Genomic DNA, 21,307 nt, shown 5'->3' on the forward strand with positions numbered 1-21,307 from the left:
ATTATTCTTCCAATGAGTAGCGGGTTCGCATGGCCACAATGTCTTTTATACCTGTAGATACAATACCCACCTGCTTTTCCACACTGTCTACTTGTGAGTCTAATTGCTTTAAATCGTTAACCAGTTCACCTTGGCTACCTTTTTTCTCGCGAAGCTGCGCATTTTTATTTTCAATGAGCTGAGCACTGTCTTTGTTCTGTTGATCAAGTGCTAGGGTTTGCTGTTCAACTTGTGCTATTTCCTGTTTTAAATCGGCAAGCTGCTGCTCGGTGAGTTCATAGGTAGATAACTCTTTTTTAACCAAAAAAAGCTGACTTTTATAATAATCAACTTCTTCATCTACCCCTTTCACTCGGCTGTTTAAGGCATCCAGTTTTTCCTGCATACTCGCAATGGTTTTTTCATCGAGCCCGCTAACACTTGCCCAAATTCGATCCGCCGTGCTCTGTTCTCTAGGATCAGCAGATACTGCACAGCCCACCACCATTACACTTAACATTACCGCAGCTACTTTATTAAAAGGGTTCATTTCTAAGCTCCTTAGCCTGCAATTAGGCTAGTAAGTGCGGTACTTTGCTCATCGAGTTGTGACGACTGGGTTTGAATAGAAGCCAGCTGCATTGAAAGTTGATTACGCTTAGCCAGTAGCTCTTCATGCGCCTGTTGAGTCTTTGCTTTATCTTCTGTTAGCGACGCAATTTCTTCTTCACTGTCTTCAAGTGCACTGTCTAAATATAAAAGTGTTTCGTTGTAGCGAGTTTCAAGCATTTCATTTTCTTCTCGCAGTGCCTTAACTTCACTTAGAAGTGCTGTTGCCTCAGCAATTTCGGCTTTGGTTAATGACGCTTTGCTTTTAAGCAACTCAACCCTATCTTCCATGGTAGTAATATTTAATTTGGTTGCCGCTAACTCGTCTTCGCGTGTTTTAATCGCGTTTTCAGATGCTTCAATTTCTGACTCTAAGAACTCGTAATTACTGGCATAATTCATCCGTCTTATGGCTATCGCTTCACCTATGTATTTTCCCAATTTATCGCCGGCTATCCCTCCGAGCGTGGCACATCCCGCCATAAGCAGCGTGTTGCCGTTAAATTTCTTATAACACGCGAATCCTCCGACAATAGCGCCAATAACTTGGCCAACAGTCCGAGCAGTACTGATGTCCTCTTTACCTAATTCTTCAACTGGCGAACTCACTTCAAATGAGCTGAAGTCCATACCGCCTTCACTACTTCCCTGATTACTCTCTGGCGTTAAAGCCCCCATCAAACTTTCTGCTGTATTTGTGCACCCTGTCATGAGTAAGCATGCAATGGTCGCTGGTACTACTTTGTTTAACGTATTCATCGTTTAAATCCCTATTAAATTGATAGACGTCTTTCAAGTTTGTATTTCGTATGTATCTCGCGCGTAGTCTCAACTGCAATCTGTCGGGGTCACCGTGATGCGCTTTTCGAGTAACGCGGTGATTTTAGATTTTTCACTTAACGACGATGCTTCTTGAATAAGTGCTTTTAGCGACGTGAGATAATCAGCTTTATCGTATTTTCCGCGCTGTTGATTTGTACCAATCATGTCGTCAAAGACACTGTCAATTCGGCTTGACGAAGATTGATGACGAGTCACCAAATCGAAGACTCGCTCTCTGGCTTTGGCTAAATTCTTTTCAATGTTCAAAGTCCGATTTTCAATACCTGAGCGAAGCAATTCTATATTTCGCTCTCCCGCTTCATCCATATCATCGATGTCTTCCATAGCGCATAACATTCTCTTTTCAATAGTATTACTGTCGTTATCCATTTCAGCCTTAGTGACCAAAGAATAGATAATATCTATCTCTTCGTTCACTAATACTTGATTAGATGCCGTACCATTGTCAGTCGACTGCAAGCCATAAAAGACACCAAGCAACACCACCACAGCCAGGCAAAGTGCGCCAACCCACACCTTGAAGCTATTATTTTTAGATGCTGATGATGGATGGTGAGATTGAGGATGATTTTGATAAGACTGTGGCTCAGCACCATTGGTAGTCGGCCCTGTCTGGTAGCCGGTATTACTGCTCACGGGAATAGGGGGGGAACTGATAGCCCCAGCACCAGAACTAACATCAGAAGTCGGCGGTGAAGTAGCATGTGAGGTTTGAATATGCGCCACATGAGGCGGATAACTTGTCGATGCACCAGGTGGCGAACTAGCCGACGAATCAGGTGAATCTATTCGCGTGGTTTGTTGCTCATCTAACCCAACGCCCGCGCCCTCATAAACATCTGTTGAAACCGGTACACCTTGCAGCGCTGCGATAACCTCGTTAGCCGTTTGGAATCGCTCACTTACCCGTATCGCGATTGATTTTTTAATCGTATTAATGAAATTTTCAGAATACTGGCCTTTAACTTCATCAATACGTGTTAATGCAGGATCAGCCTGCCCTTGAAGCACCCGAGCAGTGCGATCTTCAACACGAGGCGGGTTGGCATTAAGGACGATACGCCACATCATGGCGCCCACAGCATGAATGTCTGTCCATGGCCCTAATTCACCTTCAGAACCTACTTGCTCTAAGGGTGCATACCCATAAGTTTGCATCTGATTTTCAGACTTTTGAGTGTGACCAAAGTTTTGCTTCGCCGCGCCAAAATCTATCAGTAGTGGGCGTTCATCAGTAGAACGAACAAAGATATTGGCAGGCTTAATATCTCTATGCAATACACCTTCGTCATGTATATATTGCAACCCTTCTAGCACCGGAATCATTAGCTTTATAATTTGCGCTTCAGTGAGTGGACTGCCTTGTGCGGTATGGGCTTTGAGTATTTGAGCGAGCTCTTTCCCTCGCTCTAAATTCATTACCAAATACGCGGTTCCATTGTGCTTAAAGAAATCTTTGCAGCGAATAATATTAGGATGATCATCAAACTGAACAAGCTGCTTTGCTTCATCGAGGAATTTTTGAATGCCTGTTTCAAACTCTATTTCATCAGACTGGCTGAGGGGGTAAACCGTTTGACCTTCACGGGTAGCACAGTGCTGTGGCATGAACTCTTTGATCGCCACCAAAGATTCTAGGTGCGTATGGCGGGCTTGATAGACAATACCAAAGCCTCCAACCCCAAGGACTGACTCAATTTGATATTGTTGAAGTTGCGTGCCAGCTGGCAACGCCAGTTTGTGTACCTGACTGCTCATTCGTCCCTCTGCAGTGGTAAAATACTTACCTGTATACTCACAATTATTGTTTTAAATTTTTATCGTAAAATTTTGTTAGATTGTGTGGCGCTTTATAGCGCTAATTTTAGAAACTTTACAAAATACGAAAGCCCTTATCGATCATTTTTTAAACAACCCTAAAAGGTATACACCAAAGAAAATGACGGTGCAATAATTTCCCCGCCCATAATATGTTTATTTTTTAAACGCTAGCCACGGTATAAAAAATGATCAATACTCCTATTTAGTAGTGAAAAGAATTTGCCTCTTTTCGTCGTTCTACGCAGTTATAAAATATATAAAGAATATAAATAAATGCGGCATTGACGACACCAAGGACAGGTAAAATCATGAAAACTACATCTCCCCTTACACCACTCACTACTGTGCCTATCTATTCGATTTACAGGCAACAACCACACCTAATGACCTTAACCGCCATCATGTGATGGATGTTTAGCGATGCTTCATTAATAACGCTATCAATTACTGTTTTGCTTTAAGGGAGGGGGTTATGCAAAACCAATATCGAGTTTTCTCAGCTAGCCATATCGGCCAGCGAGATGAAAACCAAGATGCCTTTGCCGTATTAACACACCCTAAGAGTGATGAGTTACTGTGTGTGGTGGCCGATGGTATGGGTGGGCATGAAGGGGGGGCATTTGCCGCTAAGAAAGTTATTGAAACATGTACCGTAAAGTGGAACGAATCCGATTGTGTTATCGACCCCGACACGTTTCTTAACGAATTAGCCTTCTCAGCTCACGCGGCAGTGACAGACTCTGGAATTACCGAATTCGACCAAGCACAATCTCTAGTGAGTGTGTTGTATATTAATCTGGTAAAAAGCATCTACGTTTCAATGCATGTGGGTGATTGTCGAACCATTCAGTTTGCCAATAAAAACTTCATTAAGCGGACCATCGACCAATCTCTCGCGCAACTCCATGCTTTGAAAGGCGACATTTCAGACGATGAAATTGCCTCTCATCCAGATCAAAGCAAAATTTATTCGAGTATTGGCGGCAGTGAACCGCCTTCTCCCATCATTGAACATTATGGGCTTAACGGTGACACGTTTTTAATTTGCTCTGATGGGTTTTGGGAGCTTTTTACCCAACACGCTTTAGGCGTTGCAATAGAAAAAATTGAGAGCGAGGAAGCGTTAGAAAAACTGATAGAGCAACAGGTGTCAGGTAAGACGCACCACGACAATACCACCGCAATTATTGTGAAGTTACCTCCGAGTGAAGATAGCTCTGCTGTGTTCGCGCCCCCATCCCTTGCCGCGGGGCATCAAGAAAGTGAAGCTGAGGGTTCTCTATCCGCTGATGGCGCTTTGTCCGCTGATGGCGCTTTGTCCGCTGATGGCGCTTTGTCCGCTGATGGCTCTGTACACGCTAAAGGCTCTTTACCTGCTGAAGGCTCTTTGTCCGCTGAAGGCTCTACCTCATCAAATGGTGAGAATACATCGACTAAACTAACCACTTACCACTATAAATTTTTGCTAGGTTTGGGGATCATCATTTTTGTTATCGCCCTAGCGTATTACTTTCTAAGTAGCCCTAATAGTACTGATGATATACCTGAGCCCTTGCCTACATCGCCGAAGACTTCTCCCTCCGACCAATCAACTGATCAGGCAAGTGAACAAAATAAAACTACACCTTCTGAAACCCAAGGGAAACCATCAAAGGAGGCTATAGGCACTCAAGCTTCTACAGGTGAATCAGAAAATATAGAAACCCGTAGACAGACGCCCAACACCCCTATATCGAGTATTGATGATGCTATCGAGAAAACCGAAGACATCATAAGGCAAGATGGAGGTTTGGGTAAAAATGACACGCTTAAAGTCACTACCCGAGGCAGCGCAATAGGTGATAGCCAGGTTATTAAATTCCAACAATTTTACAAAGGTTTACCGGTATATGGCGCCCAAACCATTACCTTAGTTCGAGATAGTAAAATAGCCAGCATAGACAGTAAAACACTCAATGATATCGACATAGATATTTCCCCTGCGTTATCGGCAAAAGAAGCGTTCTTATTGGCTGAGGATGAAGTTGGCACTCGCTTAACTGTACTTCAGGAGCCTCAGCTAATTATCTTTAAAAAAGAAGACAACTATTTGCTGGTATGGCGAGCAGAGGTCGAAAAAGCAAGTGGCGAACAAGTGATGTTATTTCTAGACAGTACTAATGCCTTAATTGTCGAAGAAATTAGCCTGCATATCTCTGGAAGCCAAGAACACATAAGCTCTAAAGATACAGCCTCTGAAGATACAAGCTTTAAAGATACCGCCTCTGAAGTTGAAGGTGAAACCTCTTTAGAGCATGTCCTAGAAGATAAAAGCCTCGAAAATGAAAGAGACTAACTTTTCATTTAGAAAGTGCAAGATAACCGGCGCTTTATGGCTTGCGCTTCTTTTCTTTGTTCAGTTAGAGCCCGTGATTGCAGCAGAGAAAATAGGGGGAAATCGCGCGCCTAAGCCACTCGACCAGCAAGCAGAACTGCATTCGGTATCCGAAAGAAAAGCCTGGGTAAAAGCTGCTTTATCTGCGCAATTTGACTTAGATGAACACAACACCCTACATGTAAAAGACCAGGAACAGCTTTTAAATAGCTTTCGCGTGGTGTCTGTTTTCCAAACATACAATAACGTGCCCGTGGTGTATGGGGAGTCTCGTTTACTTTTAAATGAGAAGAATCAGCCCGCTTACGTTCTGGGTAAGCACGGTAATATTTCTTCAATAGGTACAACAGAACCAAGGCTTAGCGAGGCAGATGCTTTCTCAAGATTACAAAGCGCCAAAGAGGCAGACGTAGCGTCAAGGTTAGTGTATTGGCCATCGCCTGAAGGTCACCACGTTCTGGCTTATGAATTCGAAGGTGAGTTTAAAACTAAATTGGGGTTTGCCCCTTCACAGCGAGTTTTTATTGATGCATCTACCGGTGAAGAGTTAGACCGAGTACCTTTATTTCACACTGCAATGCATCGACAAGTAAATAACTTTGTAGCAGCGTGCAACGAATTTAAAGTTAAATTCCCCCTTATACCCCCCCTCACCGATCGCGTTGAAGCGCGCGCAATGAAAATGCATGCGCGAACTGAAGGCAGTACGCCAAGTAATGATGCCTCTGTTGAAACCGCATTTACGCTGTTAGGTGACGCCTACGAGTTTATAGATTCTGTACTGGGAATGGACAGCATTGACGGAAATGGCTTACGGTTGAACATGTTTATCAATGTGCATTTTTTAAAGGGCATGCCCACAATTCAGTGTTATGGCGATGTATTTAATGCCATGTGGATGTCGCGGAAACAGTCTTTATATGTACCGCAGGAAGGTCTTAATTTTATTGAAATTACTATGCATGAACTGGCTCATGGCATTGTGTCAAACGGCAGTAATCTTGAATATTCTTTTCAGTCAGGGGCGTTAAATGAATCGATTGCTGACTCCATCGGCGTTGCCTTTCGAATTTGGCTAGAGCATTCAAATAAAAAAACCAATTCAATCAAAATTCCCAGGGAGTACTGGGTACTACGGATGCCTTCTGGTCCAGAAAGAGATTTAGCCGACCCAAGTTCTCTTGATTTTGGACAAGGCAGTTATCCCGATCACATGGATGACTTCTTAAATTGGCCAATTAAAAAAGATCGGGGTGGCGTGCATATAAACTCTTCCATAATGAATATGGCGTTCTATTTAATGGCCAATGGTGGGCTGCATCCACGCCATTCTGGTACTAATAAAGTAACGGCTATTGGGCTATCATCAGCAGTGCACATAGTTGCACAAGCAGCATCTAAACTGCTGGTACAAAGTTCAAATTTTGAAGATGCTCGCTTTGCCTACGCCTTGGCCGCAGAGGCATTGCACGGGAAAGGATCAAAAGAATGGGTATCAGTGCACCAAGCGATGGATGCTGTAGGCGTATCCGGTGCTTGGAGTATGCCTCAAGAAATGCCCGAAATTGAACTAGAGCCTGAACCAGAGCCTGAACCAAAAACTACTCCTATCCCTAAACCAGAGCCAACTCCCACGCCAGAACCAGAGCAAAAACAAACCGAAGCGGAAACGGTGCCTGCTCCTCCTGCTCCTGAAACAACGACTGAAACAAAGACAGAAAAAACGCCCGCCTCCAGTGAAAAAGAACACGACAATCAACTTATCGTTATATTAGTGTTAGGCGGCGTAGGCCTTTGCATTGCATTGCTCGCGCTATTTAAGTTAAAGCCGGCTTATAGCAAAAACGAAGGGCCAGTGGGGTATGGCGCCAATCTTTCAACAACGAGAACTTCAACAACTAGAGCTTCATCGACCAGTGCTTCAGCACATGCAAGCCGAGCGTCTAGCGAAACTGCAAAAGAAACCGCTAGCGGAATTGCCAATCCAGCTTCTAGGCAATCAGAAATACAATCACCCCCATCCCATTCAGCGAATATAGTGTCGGTGTCACCCACGCCGCCTTGTTACTTGCAATCGCTTGCTGGTCGCCAAAAACTTGATATCGCAGTTAATACCGCGGCTAAAGGCGAAGGTTTTGTGATTGGCCGAGCTTTGGAGCTAGTGCATTTGCAACTTAGAGATGAACGGATATCCAGACGACACTTAAGAATTAAATTAAAAGGCAGTAGTTTCACGGTTGAGGATTTGAATTCAACACACGGTACTTTGCTGGACGGTGAGCGACTCCACGCTTTTACACCAGCACCCATTACGCACGGACAGCTTCTTCGTATTGCTGACTTTAGCTATGTATTTAAAGTAAATTAAACGAAGCACTGCAAGCGCCAACCAATGTTAACGAGAACAGAATGGCAGAATTACAAGCAGTAAGCGTTACCATAACTTCCTCTAGTGGGGTAGAGTCGGAATTTATCCTGTCACAGAATGGTAAGTTCGATATTGGCCGTTCTGACACTTGCTATGCAAGCATTAATGCTGAGTTATTATCGCGGCGGCATCTAACGTTGCGCTACACAGATGGGCAGGTTTTCGTTACCGATAATAACAGCTCTAATGGCAGCGCTATTGGCGATATGACATTGGTTGGGGGGCAAACCTATGCAGTACAACTGCCCAGTACTATTTTATTGGCCAATGGTAGCATTCACGTTCAGCTTTCATCTGTTGCAGAGCAACTAGATTCAAATTCGCCACCCAATACACTAAAACCGTCTACTTCATCGCACTCATCGCCCTCATCGACCTCACTTTTAACCGAGGAGGGCTCGGATTTGGCGTCTAATTCGAATGCTGTAATGCAAGGGCCTATAACCCATAACGGCTCTGACAATGACGAACTTCATCAACTGCTTTTAACCCACGGGCAAGTATTAATTGGCCGTTCTTACGACTGCAATTACGTGATTGATTCACTACAAGCGTCTCGCAAACATGCGCTGCTTACGCTTTCTGATAATCGCATTACCCTTAAAGATCTCGATACTACCAATGGCACTTTTGTAAATGGTGAAAGAATAGCTGGCTCGGTGCACATCACTGCTACTGACGAGATTACTATTGGTACTACAACGTTTGCGATTCAAACCGGAACCGTAGCGCTTAAATATGCCATTGTGGCAGATAATATTGAGAAGGTTTATGCCAAGGGAATAGTTGGCCTGAACACCATGAGTTTGAAAATACCCAGTCAGCAATTCATTGCCCTAATGGGGCCTTCTGGATGCGGTAAATCAACCCTTTTAAAAGGCTTAAATGGCGCCAACCCTATTACGTCAGGCGCGATTACTGTTCAAGGCTTAAAGCTTAATAATAGTAACTACAATACCCTTAAGAAATACATAGGCTACGTGCCCCAAGACGATATTGTTCATGGTGAATTAAGTGTTGAAAAAACCCTTTTTTACGCGGCCAAATTACGTATTTCAGACGACGTAACCAAGCAGGAAATCAAAGATAAAATTAGTACGGTATTGGCAAGTTTAAACTTAGATACCGACGCTATTAGAAAGAGTAAAGTGAGTGATTTATCCGGCGGACAAAGAAAGCGAGTCTCTATTGCGGTAGAGCTACTTAACGACCCTAAAATACTGTTTCTTGATGAACCCACCTCCCCTTTAGATCCCGAAACTATTGAGGACTTTTTGTCCTGCATTAGGCGGCTGGTGAGTAAAGGCCAAACGGTTATTATGGTAACGCATAAACCGTCGGATTTAGATTATGTTGACCAAGTAATCTTTTTGTCGAAGGGCGGGTATCAGACCTACTATGGCGATAAAAACCAGCTGCTTAACCACTTCGGAAAAGACAATATCATTGAAGTTTATTCTATGATGAAAAACCCTAATCAAGGCAAGCAATGGTACGAACATTGGGTGCGTCAGAACCCGTCTTCTGAACTTAGCGTTAAGCAGGAAGTACTTGCGAAGAAATCGAACACCGCGCTTATTGGGCAATATTTCTGGCTATGTGTTCGCTATTTTAATATCAAACTTAATGACCACGCTAATTTACTGCTACTGCTTGCTCAGCCACTTATTATTGGGGGTTTGTTGGTATTCATATTTAGTAAGTTACAGGTGAGTGTGATGTTTATGATGGCGGTTTCCGCCGTGTGGTTTGGGGTAAGCAACGCCGCTAAGGAAATAGTATCAGAACTGCCCATTTATGAACGAGAACGCATGTATAACCTAAACATCTTTAATTATATTGCGTCTAAACTAACGGTACTGTCGATTATTGCCTGTATTCAAGTTGCCATATTCATTGGGATTACTCATTTAGCTTACAGCGGCGGAAGTAGCGTTAGTGGCGTTGGCGCCGACAATGGCATTAGTGGAGAGACACAACTATGGAGTATAACTAGCACCGCGCTCTTTATGCTTCTGCTATCGGTTTCTGCCACCTTGTTCGGATTGTTTCTATCAGCAATTTTCACGACAACCGAAAAAGTCATGACCTTTGTACCTATCGCCCTAATGCCTCAAATTATGCTTGCCGGTATTATTGCGCCATTAGATAACAATATAAAAATTCTGCTCAGCTATTTAACATTAGGCCGCTGGGGAACGGAAGGGTTTGCCCACATTCAAGATGAAGCCGCTAGAGAGCTAGGTAAATGGACAAATGAAAAGGCCGATATTCCAGCTTCAGTGATGCAGCGTGTGTTAAGGCCACCCGCAGCGGGAAATGAAAATAACGCCGCAGAATTCACCACACAAGGCGCGATGCAGCAACTCGATTTGTATGACGACAAGTCAGGGATGGTAAGCTTATTTCCAGAAGATTTTACTGGAGTACTTATAGCCATCACATTGATAAACATATTGGCTTTTGGTGGGTTGTTACTTGCACTTCGAAGCAAAGATAAACGCTTTATCTAGCTTTAACTAGTGCAGTGAATTAGTAGCAAAGATTTAATAGCAAAGAATTAGCGGCGGGACATTATTAGTAGTTAATTTCCCGCAAGAAAATGGCAGCGAGTAATTTACGGTAAGCAATTAGCGGCAAGTATTCTTACTTGCCGCTGCAACATTATTAGGCTTTGCTGGTAGACGTTCTGCGAGAGCTAGGTTTGCCAGAATTTGAACGACCTGAACCGCCTGGTTTTCCAGAGCCGCTAGGCTTGCCAGAACCGCCCGGTCTGCCCTGCCCTCGAGGTCCGTTTCGACTACCTGAACGACGAGCTGGTCTATCACCTTGGCTATTGCCGTTGCCGTTGCCATTTCCACCTTGAGATTGGCGAGGGCGCTTAGGCTTGTTAGCCTTTTTAGGTGGTGACAGCGTGGTATCAGGTACTTTAGCTTGAGGTTCGAAACCTTCAATTACTTGGCGTGGAAGTAGCTGTTGGATAAGAGTCTCAATATCCTTTAGCTGATCTATTTCGTCAACGCTGACAAAAGACCACGCTTGACCACTTGCCCCAGCTCTCCCCGTTCTGCCAATCCGGTGAACATAATCAGCAGGCGTGTTTGGCAAGTCGATATTAATAACAATAGGTAGCTCGTTGATATCGATACCGCGGGCAGCGATATCAGTCGCTACTAGCACATCAATGTCACCACTTTTAAACTCAGACAACGCCTTAGTACGCGCACCTTGGCTTTTATTGCCATGGATTGCTGCACTGGGAATACGGGCTCTGCTTAGTTTATCGGCAATACGGTTTGCACCATGTTTAGTTCTACTAAACACCAACACCTGCTTCCAGCCATTTTTCTTAATTAAGCTAATTAAGGCAGCTGTTTTCTTAGATTTGTCGATAGGTACTAAATGCTGCTCAACAGTTTCAACTGTCGTATTGGCAGGTGCCGTTGACACTTTCTCAGGATTGTTAGTAATGGTTTGCGCTAGCGTTGTTATTTCAGACGAAAACGTTGCAGAGAACAATAAAGTTTGTCGCTTAGTTGGCAACAATTTAAGAATGCGTTTGATGTCATGAATAAAGCCCATGTCTAGCATTCTATCTGCTTCATCTAATACTAAGGTTTCTAATTGATTGAACTTCACCGCATTTTGTTGGTAAAGGTCAAGCAAACGACCTGGGGTGGCGATAAGTACATCAACACCTGAGCGTAAGGCTTTCATTTGTGGGTTAATCCCCACTCCACCGAATACCACTGCGGTTTTAAGCGGCAAAAATTCACTAAACGATTTTACGTTTTCTTCCACCTGCGCCGCAAGTTCTCGGGTTGGGGTTAAGATAAGCGCGCGAACACAGTTTGAAGCGGCAGGTCTGCCATCTAACAAACGATGAAGCAAAGGCAATGAAAAGCCCGCCGTTTTACCTGTACCTGTTTGTGCTGCTGCCAGTATGTCTTTGCCTTCAAGAATAATGGGAATAGCTTGCTGCTGAATTGGCGAAGGCGTTGTGTAGCCTTGTTTTTCAATAGCTTGTAGTAGCGGGGCAGCTAGGCCCAACTCAGTAAAAGACATGGATAACTCCTGGAAATAAAAATTAGGTTACGCAACGTAACCGGTCTGCGCTGAAGGGTTATCAGTCTGAAGCAGGTGTAAAACGGTAAAGTTCGTAATGCGAATCGCGAGAGGGACTTACAATAGTAATAGTATAAAAGCAGAAACAATTATCAAATTAAAATAGTACCTACAAAATGCGGGCGCATACTACCACTGTTTGCCCCCACTCGCTAGGTTAATTTTTAACCTTGAACCACAAGTTTTAAATCGACTTTTATTCAGTTTCGACGGCGAAATTCCCAAACCAGTATTATACTAAGTCAGGTATACCTTTAATTAGTGTTTTGTGATGAAAGTGAGATAGTTAGGTATGCGCACTATCATTGAAACTAATAAATAAGTTGGGCTTCCTATTTGAAAAGTCTTCGTTCTGACATTGCGTTAACCACAATTGCTTCTGTGGCCATTATCAGCGTATTGATAATGGCGTTATCAATTCGAGTTTATGAAGAATTATACCAAGACTTTGTTGCTTTCGAATTTGACGCCCTTGCTGAAAATATGGCTGTAGACTTACTTCCCGTCATTAACAACAGCGCGGGAAGTTTCAGCCAAACTCAGGTTCTTCTTCGCTTAGACGAATATGAATACGTAGACTTTGCGCGGGTTTACAACGAATATGGAGAGTTGGTAAACCTCTACATCGGTAACGCAAATATAAACGGTGATACCTCTCAAACATCAAGCATCACGGATACAGAATATCAAACGCTGGATAGCGGGTTTCAAACTGATGATGGCAGTATCTTTGTCATTAAAATAATAGGTGAAGCGGATTTTCCTATGGGTAAACTCGTTTTATCTTACGATATTCAAAAGCCTCTTGCTGAAAATCGCTGGGAGTTTATTTCACTCGTCACCCCAGTGGTTTTACTCCTTCTGTTAAGTACTGTATTTATCACATTACGCCTACAAAAACGCTTACTTATTCCGCTGACGTCCCTTATTGCCAAAATGAAGAAAGTAGAAAGGGAAGCGAACTACGACGTTAAAGTTTCAGAAGCGGGAAAATTTGAAATTGCCTCTTTAGGGCGAGGCTTTAACAGTATGATGCGGCATATCAAACAACAAACAGATATTAATCAACGTAAAACCCTCTTGCTAGAACGACAGCAGTCGCAGATGGAGAAACTTGCCAACTTCGATACCCTGACCGGATTACCTAATCGGCAATTTTTAATGAAAAGTCTGTCAATTGAGTTAGCTCGGGCTAAGCGTGATAAGTCAGAAGTCGCCCTTATGTTTCTTGATTTAGATGGGTTTAAGCAAGTGAATGATTCATTCGGCCATGATGCTGGTGATAAGTTACTGTGCGGCATTTCAACTGAGATTTCCTATGCCATGCGAGAAGGTGACATTGTTGGGCGATTAGGCGGGGACGAGTTTCTTATCATACTCGTGGGTAATCCTACCCAGTCCCAATTGCAAACCATTGCTCGGCGCTTAATAACGACCATCACCCAATTACATCATATTGACGGATGGAGAGTAGATCCGAGTGTGAGCATAGGTATTGCACTCGCAACCGATTGTGACTACGCCGCATCTAGCTTAGTAACTAATGCTGATGTAGCCATGTATGAGGCGAAAAAAGAAGGTAAAGGCCGCTATGTTTGGTTTACTTCATCAATGCAAGAGGCAACAAGGCGTAAAAATCAAGTGGCGACGTTCCTGCCGCATGCCATCGAAAACAGTGATTTTCATTTAGTGTACCAAGCTAAAGTTAACGAATTCGGTGAGGTGGTAGGCTTTGAAACGTTATTACGTTGGTATGACGAAGAACTTGGTAACATTTCGCCCGCAGAATTTATACCAATAGCTGAACAAAGCGACAAAATCTCTGAAATAACCCTATGGGTAATCAATCAAGCTTGTATCGAGATACCCCGTATAACTGCGCAGTACGGGGAAAAAATCAGAATTTCAATCAATCTTTCCGCCTACGACTTAATAAACGTTCATGTTACTGACTCTATTTTAAATGGATTGCGCTCGGGGAAGATCCCCAAAGATAACGTTGAATTTGAAATCACTGAATCGGCGTATATGAATAACTTCTCGATCGCTAATACTTTTTTATCCGATCTTAAAAACGAAGGCTGTAAAATATCACTTGATGACTTTGGTACTGGCTATTCATCATTAAGCTACATTACAGAATTCAATATTGATACGCTTAAAATTGACCGTCAATTTGTCAGCCAGATTGGTTTATCGAAACGCTCTGAACTCATTACAATTACCATTATTGAAATGGCTAAAAACTTAAATTTAGAGGTGTGTGCTGAAGGCATAGAAACTCATGAACAGTCTGCATTTTTAACTGACAACGGCTGTCATATTCTACAAGGCTTCTTGTATAGCAAACCCATTCCCCTTGATGCTCTGTTATCACAACAAGAAGAACAGGCATTACTCAGGCTAGCAAATTAGATTGATTCATAAATGACCGTTAACCCTTTAGGTAGAGATGTACCTTCAGGTAGGTAACCTACACTCGCCTTATGCTCTGCAAGAAACAGGAGCATTTCATCTATCGAGTCGACGCTCACAGGTGGACTACTGCGCCCGCTAAAGCGCATTTGCGCCCAAAAAGACTGAATGCGTGCTTCTGGTAATCCAATGACTCGTGTATTAAATACTTTTCGAATATAAGAACCGGGTACAAACTCTACCGGTGACAAGCCTTTTGTAGACCCTCCCATAAACACACTACGTATTTCACTTTTGCTAAGCACCAGTGATGAATCAGCTAAATTAGCCACGACCAACACACCTTCACGGGCATGAACGATTTTTGGAGGTGATACCACTAGTGTCAATATAAAAAGGGGTAAAAAACGCATTAGAATACCCACTCTACACCTACTTGATAAAGGCTTGCCCGCCTATCAAAATCTGCGTTTTCAAGCGCAACATAGAAAAGCGACGTTTTTCCTTCTTTTCCTTTTAAGAAGGAAACTTCGGTTTTGAACGCTAAATGAGTATTGTAATCCCAACGCAAACCTAGGGTTAACGAGTCTAAATCATCGGTGGGAAATAAAGCATTGATGGTATCAACAGATGTAGATAAGACATCGAGAAGCGGGCTAACACCTACAGGAATAGTGTTCTCAATACTGTTTTCGTCTTGCCGTGATCTTGCTATGGTGGCGTGGAACAACACCGAGTTGTAATAACGCCCCACAGTAAGGTAATAGCTAGTGATACCAGACAGGACATCAAGATCAGAATCTACCGACATAGCCTCTGCGTTAACAAACCAATCTAACGATATATACCCTGCGCCAAACACATACACTGATAAGCCATCGTCTAATCTAAACTTAGAGGCTAATTCATCGAAGCCAGCGGAAGTAAGGCCTCCAACTAACTGATCAATTTGCACACTATTGTCAACAACCTCGCTTATTCTGGCAATAGAGGAGCGAAATTGAAAGCCCTTATAGTTAAGTGAAAATACGGCGCCGTAGATATCATTGATATCGACTTCAAACGCTTCTTGACCTGAAAATACCTCACCGTCGAAATCGCCCCAATATCCTTCAATACCTATACCCACATTGCCTAAATGTGTTTGGTATCTTACATTCAGGCCTTCATAGCCAGAGTAGAAAATTCGTCGGCTGTAAACTTGCTCAGGTGCGTTTACCCAAGGATAAGAAAAACCTACATCGATAACATCAGAATAGTTAAGTACAGGTATTCGCAGCCGACCAACGTTAAACTGCCATGATGAAGACGGCTGATAGGTAAGATAAAGCCAATCTAATCCAGAATCTCTATCTGATCCGCTATGAAGTATGCCCTGCGCAGATATTGAAAACTGGGTATTGATGGCGTAGTCGGCTTGCAGTGCAATAAGTGAATCTTCAGAAAAGCTCCACGAATTATCGTAATTTGCATAAGACGCTTCGTTTGTGGATAGCTGCCCCCCCACTACCCGAGCAAATCCAGAAAATGCGAGTTCATCCTTAGTACCAGCGATTGCAGAAGTCATAGGCATGGCTAAGATTATAAAAACAACTGTAGTAATGTACTTCGGCATTTATATTGAAACTCTGGGTTCATTAGGGACAGAATAAGCCATTAACTTTAGGCAAGATTACTTCTACATAACAGATAGCACAGACGCGAAAACATATAAGCAACTAATTATTAAGTTATTTTTCAACCAGCTTTTGCCTCTAACTTTTTCCCAACCTTTCAAGCCATCTTTAACACCCAAAGAAGATACTTCGGGTATCTTCAATTTGTGGTAAACAAAATTGTGAGGGGTTCAGGCAGTGCTATGCCTTCAGGTAGATAGCCAATGCTAGCTTCATTTTCAGTTAAATAACGCACCATTTCTTCAGTGTTACTCACACTGACCGGCGGCTGGTTTCGACCACTGAACTTCATCTGTGCCCAGTAAGACTGAATTCTCGATTCAGGCAACCCTATAACCCGTGTATTAAAGATAATTCGAATTTGGGAACCGCTCGCAATCTCTACAGGGGAAAGTTTAGCTTCGGATACCCCCCCCATAAAAATATTGCGAATTTCGCTTTTACTTATTGAAGTGGGTTGTTCAGTTAAATGAGCAACGACGATCACGCGTTCACGGCTTTGTGCCGCAGCGCAAAAGGCAAAAGAAATGATGAATAAGACCAGAGTAAGTTTCGACATTAAAATACCCACTCAATGCCTAATTGATAAAGAGTGGCTCGCCTATCGAACTCTGTATTATTCACATCTAATTCAAAAAAAGACGTTTTTCCTTCTTTACCTTTCAAAAATGAAACTTCCGTTTTAAACGCTAGATTAGTTCGAAAATCCCATCTAGCACCTAACGTGAGAGAATCTAAATCGTCCGTTGGGAAATAGCTGTTCACTTCCTCAACGGCAAAATATAATGCGTCCAGTTCAGGTGAAAAACCAATAGGGATAGGGTTATCAATTTCATTTAATGACTGACGTGATGAGGCTATAGTCGCGTGTAGCAAAATTTCATCAAAATAATACCCAAACGTAATGTAAGAACTATCGATTGCGGCTAGTACGTCTATCTCAGACTCTACCTTTATTATTTCAGCGGTAACAAACCAGTTTAATGAATCGTAACCTACTCCTAACAAGTACGACGACGATGCTCCATTGATATCTAACGTATCCGCCGTATCACCGAACCCCGCGGCTCTTAGCCCTTGAATTAAAGGCTGTAATTCATCTAACTCCACGGCTGTATCGTTCGCAAAACTTGTCGCAACTCTAAATTGAAAACCTCGGTAACTGGTTTCAATGACGCCACCAAACATACCGTCTACTTCAACATCTGAAGAAGTGCCATTACTCAAAATTTCATCATCAAAGTTTCCCCAGTAAAGCTCAACAGAAAAGGTAACTTCGTTGTAATAGCCTAGATAGCGGGCGTTGGCTCCCTCATACTGAGAAAACAAATAACCGCTATAAAGTTGCTGTGGGGCGTTTAACCAAGGGTATGCAAAACCTACGTCTATTACGTCAGAGAATTTTAAAAGGGGGGTACGAAGCCGACCAATATTAAATTGCCACGATGCATTAGGCTGATAGGTTAAATATAACCACTCCACTCCTGACTGCCTTGATTCATCACTGTGCCATAACAGCTGGCCAGACATCGAAAAATAGTCATTGAATGTGTAATCAGCTTGCACTGCAGCAAGTGACTTTTGAGAAACACTAAACGAATTATCGTAGCCTTCATATTTGGCTTCATCCGTAGATAAGTAACCGCCAACTACGCGAGCGAATCCTGAGAATTCTAAATCATTTGAAGTATCTGCGAGCACTCCATGGGAAAAAAGACTCGTGATAAGGAAGAAAGATGCGAACCGTCTCAACAAAGGAAAACCTTATAAACGAAGTAGCGTTCAATTAATAATTACCAACGTTCAGTGATTATTAACCCAAACTTCATTTTTCGCCAGTTTAAGCAGTTAGTTAAGAAAAAACATATAAGAAAGGTATTTAATGGCTACCAGAGAAATGGGGTTACTCTGGTAGCCTTGGTGAAACGACTTATTTCACTAGATTATTTAACTTCAGAGCACGCTTGGGTAATAGCTTGCCAATTTTTCGCTTCAACCCACTCAGGTTTTGCAACCCAAGTACCACCCACAGCAAAGATGTTGCTCATCGAAAGGTAATCTTGGTAATTGCCTTCCGATACACCGCCAGTTGGGCAGAAACGAGAATCTTTAAATAGGCCACCAACGGCTTTTAAGAATGCAGCACCACCTGAAAGTGACGCTGGGAACAGCTTCATTTCTCGAAAGCCGTGTTCTCTTGCAAGTACAATATCACCAACCGTTGAAACACCAGGCAATACCGGTAGGCCACACGAAGCTAGTGCGGTTAATAAACGCTCTGTCACCGCTGGAGTAACAATAAAATCGGCACCCGCGTCTATAGCCACTTTAAGCGACGCTTCATCAATAATAGTGCCGGCACTTACAATCATGTCAGGCAAAGCTGCTTTTATAGCTGTAATTGCTTCAGCTGACTTCTCTGAGCGAAGTACCACTTCCACTGTACGCAAGTTTGCTTCATACATAGCTTTTGCAATAGCAACGCCGTCTTCTGCGTTATTTACTTGGATAATAGGTAAAAGCTTCTGCTCTCCCATAATTGAAGAAATAGAATTCATAGTTTTCTCTGTGTAATTTTGCGTAAGGATCAGGTTAAATTTTGACTAAAGAGGCTGTAGGCAGCGGCATCCACAATGGCACCTTTATGCTGAATAACAAATCCAGCACTTTTAGATGCTTTTTCAACCGCTTCTTTTTGTGATGCATCTTCAAGTCTTGCGCCAAGATAAACACCATTAAAGGCATCACCAGCAGACGTGGTATCCACAACATTCTTAACTGGTGTAAGCGGAACTTGTGAAATATTGCCTTCTTTATTTATAACGGTAACCGCGTCACTGCCATTTTTAATAATGACTTCATCGAATGTGTAATCACTTAAAAATTTGAGTGTTTCTTCGATGGTATCGATGCCATATAGGAAGTTGAAGTCTTCAATACCAGGAAGGATGATATCGGCAAGCTCGTACGCTTTTGCGTAGAGACGCTTAGCGTCGTCTTTGCTTTTCCATAAAGACGGACGATGGTTAATATCAAAGACTAACTTAACACCAGACGATTTTAAACGGGTTAATAAAGCGAAGTATTTAGGCAAGTCTTCTTCGTTAATTACCGCTAAGCTGATACCACTGAACAACACCATATCGAATGCCGTCATCGCAGCAATATCATTGCTATCCAATGTTTGCATCATGCTTTTAGCAGCAGAATCAGAACGCCAATAAACGAATGAACGCTCACCCGTGTCATCTGTATATATTCGGTACAGGCCTAGGTGCTTTTCTTCATGTCTGCCAATAAAACGCGGGTTTATCCCCTCATTAACGGCATGCATAACCATTTCGTCACTTAATGCGTCTTTGCCAACGGCGCTAACGTAATAAACATCATGTTGTGGAAAAGTGCGCTTCATATAAACGGCAGAATTGTAGGTATCGCCTGCGAAACCTTGAGAGAGTAAGCCGTTCTCGGCTTCCCTAAGCTCTGACATACATTCGCCAATAAAACCAACTCTCATGCTACACAGACTCCAATTTAATTTGCACTGACTACTTAACGTAGTAGTCGTTTATTATTAAGGCCAGTTAGAAGTGTCTAGTAGGCTTATTGTCAGTACCTAACAACTCTATATATTGAAACTCGACCTTATGTCTTGTTTGCTCATGTTCTTTTTGTGTAAAAGAAATGTCACACCAAACCACAATCTAACCAATTGGGCGACCAAATACAACCAATTTATTTTACCAGAATAGCATTTGGTTATTACCAAGATAGCGGTGGACGTTTTTCTTTATTCTAATTCACCTTCAACTTCTAACATTTTTTTGCGTACTTTGCGATTTAGCATACTTTCAGGCTACAATCGGTGTAACAGTTACGTTACCAAAATATGTTCATAAGGTTAATAAATGAAATCTCGCCGGCTTTTCTGGAGTATCGTAGAAAAACTTGAAGACTTAATCGATCAAGGTGTTTGCCCCGCTGGAAGCCGTTTGCCCGCTGAACGAGAACTAGCAGAAACGTACAAAGTAAGCCGCCCCACTATACGCGAAGCTATTATTGCACTAGAGGTGCGAGAGCGAGTGGAAGTGAAAACGGGGTCGGGCGTTTACGTACTTAAGCAGAAAAAAAATCAACACACCGCAAAAGCGATTAGCGCTTTTGAATTAACCCAGGCAAGAGCATTGATTGAAGGGGAAGCTGCAGCGCTTGCTGCATCAACAATCAGTGATGAAGAAATATCAGCTCTGCAAACCTCTTTAACTGAGATGGCAGCCCCTGAAACAGCAGACTCAGCCGACCAACGATTCCATCATATTATTTCTCAAGCCACTCATAACCATGCTGTTCAATTGTCGGTGGAGAATTTATGGGAGCTTCGCCGCTCTACGCCTCAAATCGTAGCTGCGTATAGTGACGTGTGTTCACAAGGTATTGAACAGAGAATTAGAGAGCATACAGAGATCTTTAACGCGATTGCTAATAGAGATACCGCTGCTGCGCGAAAAGCAATGCATAGCCATTTTAACCGGCTGATAAACGCGTTGTTTGATGCAAGTGAGGCAAGAGAGTTAGAAGAGATTAGAAGAAAGACTGATAAAACACGTGGGCTCTACTCAATTTCTCATCTAAGCAAGCCCTAGGCTTTAATGATAAATGCGCTTTTTAAATGACTAGGTGCTATTTTCAGGCTTTAGAAACAAAACAGGCTTCTTTCGAAGCCTGTTACTTACTAGGGTACTCAGAGTATTTTTGTTTTTCTTTTGTGAGTTTGTATATGGGTAGATCTGTTTTTACTAATATTGGTGTATAAAAATTAGCTGAGCAGGTTTTGCTTACGCTAGATTTCGATACAAAATATATAAACATCACGCCACTTTGTCAACCACAAACAAAAACAGTTATTACCAAAAAGCATTACCAATAAACTTAGATGGTTTCATATAAGCGCGTTAGCCGTGCCTATAACGCATTTATCGTACTGAACTAAATACCTTACCCTCGTACGAAATTGCTTTACGGCATGCCAAATTCGGT

15 protein-coding genes are annotated in these 21,307 nt (G+C 42.7%); 5 read left to right on the forward strand and 10 right to left on the reverse strand.

The features are described 5' to 3' along the window. Position 1: 1 nt before the first annotated feature. The 3 genes from Q4561_RS09855 to Q4561_RS09865 form a co-directional block, all read right to left on the reverse strand. A complete protein-coding gene (locus tag Q4561_RS09855; protein ID WP_303459718.1) occupies positions 2-529 on the reverse strand; it encodes a hypothetical protein in 528 nt (175 codons plus the stop codon). 11 nt (positions 530-540) lie between these two features. Further along, positions 541-1,347, reverse strand: coding sequence for a hypothetical protein (locus Q4561_RS09860; RefSeq protein WP_303459720.1), 807 nt, complete (start codon positions 1,345-1,347; stop codon positions 541-543). Between the two features lie 69 nt (positions 1,348-1,416). Next, positions 1,417-3,189: a serine/threonine-protein kinase gene (locus Q4561_RS09865; protein WP_303459722.1), complete on the reverse strand. Its 1,773-nt coding sequence runs from the start codon at positions 3,187-3,189 to the stop codon at positions 1,417-1,419. Between the two features lie 535 nt (positions 3,190-3,724). Between Q4561_RS09865 and Q4561_RS09870 the strand changes: the two genes are divergently transcribed. Genes Q4561_RS09870 through Q4561_RS09880 form a run of 3 tightly spaced genes read left to right on the forward strand, consistent with a single transcriptional unit; the run spans position 3,725 to position 10,567 of the window. Further along, positions 3,725-5,587, forward strand: coding sequence for a PP2C family serine/threonine-protein phosphatase (locus Q4561_RS09870; RefSeq protein WP_303459723.1), 1,863 nt, complete (start codon positions 3,725-3,727; stop codon positions 5,585-5,587). Further along, complete coding sequence (locus Q4561_RS09875) at positions 5,574-7,994, forward strand: M4 family metallopeptidase (protein WP_303459726.1); 2,421 nt, start codon at positions 5,574-5,576, stop codon at positions 7,992-7,994. The genes Q4561_RS09870 and Q4561_RS09875 overlap by 14 nt, the downstream gene beginning before the upstream one ends. 41 nt (positions 7,995-8,035) lie before the next feature. Beyond that, positions 8,036-10,567 carry an ATP-binding cassette domain-containing protein gene (locus Q4561_RS09880; RefSeq protein ID WP_303459728.1) on the forward strand — a complete coding sequence of 844 codons (2,532 nt, stop codon included), beginning with the start codon at positions 8,036-8,038 and terminating at the stop codon, positions 10,565-10,567. A gap of 154 nt (positions 10,568-10,721) precedes the next feature. Here Q4561_RS09880 and Q4561_RS09885 read toward each other — a convergent pair whose 3' ends face one another. Next, positions 10,722-12,119, reverse strand: coding sequence for a DEAD/DEAH box helicase (locus Q4561_RS09885; protein WP_303459730.1), 1,398 nt, complete (start codon positions 12,117-12,119; stop codon positions 10,722-10,724). 396 nt (positions 12,120-12,515) lie between these two features. On the opposite strand from Q4561_RS09885, the gene Q4561_RS09890 reads away from it, so the two are divergent. Beyond that, a complete protein-coding gene (locus Q4561_RS09890) occupies positions 12,516-14,594 on the forward strand; it encodes an EAL domain-containing protein (protein WP_303459731.1) in 2,079 nt (692 codons plus the stop codon). On the opposite strand, the gene Q4561_RS09895 is transcribed toward Q4561_RS09890, so the two are convergent. The 6 genes from Q4561_RS09895 to Q4561_RS09920 all read right to left on the reverse strand — a co-directional run bounded on the left by Q4561_RS09895 (position 14,591) and on the right by Q4561_RS09920 (position 19,787). Continuing rightward, positions 14,591-15,007 (reverse strand): hypothetical protein, encoded by a 417-nt coding sequence (locus tag Q4561_RS09895; protein WP_303459733.1) that lies wholly within the window; start codon positions 15,005-15,007, stop codon positions 14,591-14,593. The genes Q4561_RS09890 and Q4561_RS09895 overlap by 4 nt on opposite strands. Next, positions 15,007-16,161: a hypothetical protein gene (locus Q4561_RS09900; RefSeq protein WP_303459734.1), complete on the reverse strand. Its 1,155-nt coding sequence runs from the start codon at positions 16,159-16,161 to the stop codon at positions 15,007-15,009. The genes Q4561_RS09895 and Q4561_RS09900 overlap by 1 nt, the downstream gene beginning before the upstream one ends. A 248-nt stretch (positions 16,162-16,409) precedes the next feature. Further along, a complete protein-coding gene (locus tag Q4561_RS09905) occupies positions 16,410-16,829 on the reverse strand; it encodes a hypothetical protein (protein WP_303459737.1) in 420 nt (139 codons plus the stop codon). After that, on the reverse strand, positions 16,829-18,022 hold the full coding sequence (locus Q4561_RS09910) for a hypothetical protein (RefSeq protein ID WP_303459739.1): 1,194 nt from the start codon (positions 18,020-18,022) through the stop codon (positions 16,829-16,831). The genes Q4561_RS09905 and Q4561_RS09910 overlap by 1 nt, the downstream gene beginning before the upstream one ends. A gap of 191 nt (positions 18,023-18,213) precedes the next feature. After that, entirely contained in the window at positions 18,214-18,828 is a 615-nt protein-coding gene (gene eda, locus Q4561_RS09915) for a bifunctional 4-hydroxy-2-oxoglutarate aldolase/2-dehydro-3-deoxy-phosphogluconate aldolase (protein ID WP_303459742.1), read from the reverse strand. A gap of 29 nt (positions 18,829-18,857) precedes the next feature. After that, on the reverse strand, positions 18,858-19,787 hold the full coding sequence (locus Q4561_RS09920) for a sugar kinase (RefSeq protein ID WP_303459744.1): 930 nt from the start codon (positions 19,785-19,787) through the stop codon (positions 18,858-18,860). Between the two features lie 391 nt (positions 19,788-20,178). On the opposite strand from Q4561_RS09920, the gene Q4561_RS09925 reads away from it, so the two are divergent. Further along, a complete protein-coding gene (locus tag Q4561_RS09925; protein WP_303459746.1) occupies positions 20,179-20,913 on the forward strand; it encodes a FadR/GntR family transcriptional regulator in 735 nt (244 codons plus the stop codon). The last annotated feature ends 394 nt before the right edge of the window (positions 20,914-21,307 follow it).

The organism is Alteromonas sp. 1_MG-2023 (genome assembly GCF_030547075.1).
Taxonomy (GTDB): Bacteria; Pseudomonadota; Gammaproteobacteria; order Enterobacterales; family Alteromonadaceae; genus Alteromonas.